The sequence below is a fragment of the Clostridia bacterium genome, assembly GCA_019683875.1.
Lineage (GTDB): Bacteria > Bacillota > Sulfobacillia > RBS10-35 > Bu92 > Bu92.
In genome coordinates this window covers 1-3,304 of record JADGHN010000152.1, presented here as the reverse complement: position 1 = coordinate 3,304, position 3,304 = coordinate 1, and the positions used below count along the sequence as shown (strand labels likewise).

General features: G+C 69.5%; 6 protein-coding genes and 1 pseudogene. 3 read left to right on the top strand and 4 right to left on the bottom strand.

What is annotated here, in order from left to right:
• The first annotated feature begins 175 nt into the window (after window positions 1–175).
• The 3 genes and pseudogenes from IRZ18_09150 to IRZ18_09140 all read left to right on the top strand — a co-directional run bounded on the left by IRZ18_09150 (window position 176) and on the right by IRZ18_09140 (window position 1,198).
• The gene (locus IRZ18_09150; protein ID MBX5477270.1) at window positions 176–541 is read left to right on the top strand and encodes a hypothetical protein; all 366 of its coding nucleotides are present in this window, start codon (window positions 176–178) and stop codon (window positions 539–541) included.
• An 83-nt stretch (window positions 542–624) separates the two neighbouring features.
• Window positions 625–840: pseudogene (locus IRZ18_09145) on the top strand (S-layer homology domain-containing protein).
• 160 nt (window positions 841–1,000) lie between these two features.
• A complete protein-coding gene (locus IRZ18_09140; protein MBX5477269.1) occupies window positions 1,001–1,198 on the top strand; it encodes an S-layer homology domain-containing protein in 198 nt (65 codons plus the stop codon).
• 44 nt (window positions 1,199–1,242) lie between these two features.
• Here IRZ18_09140 and IRZ18_09135 read toward each other — a convergent pair whose 3' ends face one another.
• The 4 genes from IRZ18_09135 to IRZ18_09120 form a co-directional block, all read right to left on the bottom strand.
• Window positions 1,243–1,518 (bottom strand): hypothetical protein, encoded by a 276-nt coding sequence (locus IRZ18_09135; protein MBX5477268.1) that lies wholly within the window; start codon window positions 1,516–1,518, stop codon window positions 1,243–1,245.
• 5 nt (window positions 1,519–1,523) lie between these two features.
• Window positions 1,524–1,832: a hypothetical protein gene (locus IRZ18_09130; GenBank protein ID MBX5477267.1), complete on the bottom strand. Its 309-nt coding sequence runs from the start codon at window positions 1,830–1,832 to the stop codon at window positions 1,524–1,526.
• A 176-nt stretch (window positions 1,833–2,008) separates the two neighbouring features.
• Window positions 2,009–2,665, bottom strand: coding sequence for a hypothetical protein (locus tag IRZ18_09125; GenBank protein ID MBX5477266.1), 657 nt, complete (start codon window positions 2,663–2,665; stop codon window positions 2,009–2,011).
• 103 nt (window positions 2,666–2,768) lie between these two features.
• A complete protein-coding gene (locus tag IRZ18_09120) occupies window positions 2,769–3,290 on the bottom strand; it encodes a hypothetical protein (protein MBX5477265.1) in 522 nt (173 codons plus the stop codon).
• Window positions 3,291–3,304: the final 14 nt, after the last annotated feature.

Sequence of the window (3,304 nt, the reverse complement as noted above, 5' to 3'; positions counted from 1 at the left end):
AGGGACTCCCACCGCTCGCGCCAGCTCTTCCTCCGTCAAGCCGCTCTCCTGACGCGCCCAAGCTAGAACCTGACCAGTGATGGGAACCCCCTGCCTGGGCAACCGACCACGCCTCCCCCGTTCATTATCGTTTTCCAGGCGTGGTCGGGGGACTCCTGGCCGCCACAAGCGCAGCGTGGCGTTGGATCTCCGCGCCACCGGGCCCGGCGGCCAGCCGGTGGAGCTGCCAGCCTCCGCGGCCCGCTGGTCGCTGAGCGACGGGATGCTGGGCAGCGTCTCGCCGGACGGCGTCTTCACCGCGGCTTCCGGGCGGACCGGGCTGGTGCAGATCACCGCGACGGCCCGCGGCGCGACGGCTGGCCTCGACCTGAGCGTCGGGGAGGGGGCGCATGTGGTCGAGCCGATGGATCGGGCGGATGCGTGGCAGACGCGGCTGGTCGGCCTCGAGGCGAAGCTCGCCTCCTCGCCGGAGCAAGCGCTCCCCGGCGACGCGTCCAGACGCTCGACCCAGCCACCCTCGACTTCAGCGGCTGGAGGATGATCCGCGTCGCCTTCCCGGCGGGCTTCCAGTTCCCGGTGCGGCTGAAGTTCCTGGACTTCCTGGTCGCCCACCCGAGCCGGGCGATGCAGGGGACGCTCTTCGCGAGGGACCTCTCGGTGCTGAGGACTCTCCTGGCGCCTCCCGCGCCCCCTTCGCCGCCGGCGGCCACGGTGCAGTCGTTCCGCGACGTGACGCCCTCCTTCTGGGCCTACGGGGCGATCCGCGAGCTGGCGGCGCTGGGCGTCGTGGACGGGCTGCCCGACGGAAGCTTCCGGCCAGAGGCCCCGGTGACGCGGAGCTGGTCAAGATGCTGCTGGTGGCCCAAGGGGCCGGTCCGGCCGCCGGCCAGCCCCCTTCCGCGACGTCCCGGCAGGAAGCTGGTACGCACCCTGGCTCGAAGCCGCCTGGCAGAGGAAGCTCCTCCTCGGTGCGAACGAGCTCGCCCTGCCCGAGCGGCCGGTGGAGGCGCCTGCGGGGAGCCCGCCGCGCTTCCGCGACAGCGGCGCGATCGCCCCCTGGGCCTCGGCGGGCGTGGAGGAGGCCATCAGGCTCGGGCTGCTGCAAGGCTTCCCCGACGGGAGCTTCCTTCCCCGGGCGAACCTCACCCGGGCCGAAGCGGCCGTTCTGGTGCAGCGGCTGATGGCGGCGCGGAGCTGAGGGAGCGGATACGGAGACGGAAGCCTATTCCTGCGTAGCAGGCGTCACTTACGCGTCGCCGCTTCCTCCTGCTGCGTGGCCTGGCGCAGGAAGCGCTTGACGACGAACCGGACGAAGGTGGATCGGTCCATGCCGTAGCGTCGGGAGAGGCGGCCGATAGCGATCACGTCCTCCGGGTCGAACCGCACGGAGAGCACGGACCGCTTGGGCTCGTACCGGACGTCTTCCGGCTCGAGTTCCAGCTGGGCCGCACTGTGCTCGTCGAAGAAGCGCGCCATCTCATCGAGGGAGGCGAACTCCGGGATCCCTTTCTTCTCCACGCTCCTCACCCCCGGTGTCGCTGGTAGAGGCGGTGCTCCGCCTCGTCCATCTCCCGCGCAGTAGCGGGCATGAAATAGTCCTCCAGCGGCGGCTCGGAGAAGACGACCCCGGGGATCGTCAGCTGGCGCCCCGAGGCCGTGCGCCCGAGTACGACGTAGAAGGGTGACGTTCCCCTGCCCGGACGGCGGAGCCAGAGAGGCGGAGACTCGCGATTCTCAAGCACTTCGTGGACCTCCTCCGGGCTCACGCCGTGCCGGGCGAGGTGGGCCTCCCGGTCGGGCGGAATGTAGCAACCTGCGATCCTCCGGGCCATGCCGTCCCACCTGCTACGTATGCTCTTACACTACGACGATACCGCCATCCCGACCGCGCCGCAAGCTTGGCTTGGGCCGGATCGCCACACACCCCAGCTCCCCGGCTCGGCTGGCGTCCATCTGCGGCGGGGAGGGAGGCGGCTCTGATGACCTCCATTCGCCAGCAACCGGTCTTTCAACCGTTCCGTTCCTCCGGAAATCGACGCTCGCCCGCGGCAGCCTCCAGGATCTGCTCCAGCTGATTCAACAGCTCCAGGTGCCTCTCGGAAGAAAGAGCCGCCTCGCTGTAGTACAGCCGGTCGAGCCGGCGTGCAGCGCGGCGCAGCGTGAGCCTTGCGCCCACGCTGGACAGCCCCCGCGGACCCGCCGGCTCCCCCGCGAATTCCTTCCCCGCACTCACGATGTACCCGCCGACCATCGGGACCCACTCGTCGTCCGGGCCGGAGGCTCCTGCCAGGAGGCGCAGGACCTCCCGGGCCGCCGGGTGGATCAGCGCCTCCAGATCCGCACCCAGCTCCACGCTGAGGATCGAGAAGTCCTTCGTGCCGGCCACTTCGCCCAGCGGTCGCGCGCCGTCGCCGGAGAGGAAGTCGTCGACAACCTCGCGGAACCTCTGGAGCACGCGCTCAGCTTGGGCGGAGCTTCCTGCGACGTCGACCACGACCCGGGTCGGTTCGACGTGGAGAAACCGGACGGGGACGACCCTGCGGTCGCCGGCGCGAAGCATGCCGTTGTTGCCGACGAAGCCGGGAGGCATGGTCCGGTCGACGGGCCCGAAGGTGGCCGCCGGTGTGTCCAAGGTGATGGAGGTGAATTGAAACTCCGACGACACGGCTTGTACGACCGGCTGGCTTGTCAGGAGGGTCAGATGCAATTGGTCAGGCTTGAACTCCCAGGCTCGCCTTGCGGCAATCAGCGTCACACCCCTGACCACGTCAGTTCGTCCCCTCCAACAAGCGGGTTTCAGCGGCTCTCGGGGCCGGGCGAAGGTCCTGGCCAGGCTGAGCATTGAGGCTGGCGAGCAGCTCGGCCACCGGGTGCAGGTCGACGCTCTCCACGCCGCCCAGCTCCGCCGAGGGCTCGGCATTGGTGGGAAGGGGCTCCTGAACCTGCGCGAGATAACTTCCGCGCAGTCGCCGTACGGCCGCTTCCTGCGCCGAATCGAAGGGCTGCAGGATCACACGCGGCAGGTACCCGCAGGCGAGGCAGAAATCGATAAACCTCCGCATGGAGTACCCGCCGTCGAGCGCGTTCTCCAGGCGCGCGACTGACGGCTGCTTTGTATGCAGGGCCGTTGCGACGTCCTGCTGGGTCAGTCCGCGGGCCGTACGGATCCCCCGCAAGGCGTAGACGACGTCCTGAAGGAACGACTTGCGCAGGTAGGCTCGGGCCACCCGCTCATCTTCGCGGATCCGGCGTTCGAAAAACTCCTGCTGGTCGATAAGGTCACCGCCCATGCTTGCCCCCTCCC

What these genes read in the sequence shown, in the direction of transcription:
- IRZ18_09130 (MBX5477267.1), bottom strand. Translation starts at nt 1,832, where the DNA reads ATGGCCCGGAGGATCGCAGGTTGCTACATTCCGCCCGACCGGGAGGCC.
- IRZ18_09120 (MBX5477265.1), bottom strand. Translation starts at nt 3,290, where the DNA reads ATGGGCGGTGACCTTATCGACCAGCAGGAGTTTTTCGAACGCCGGATC.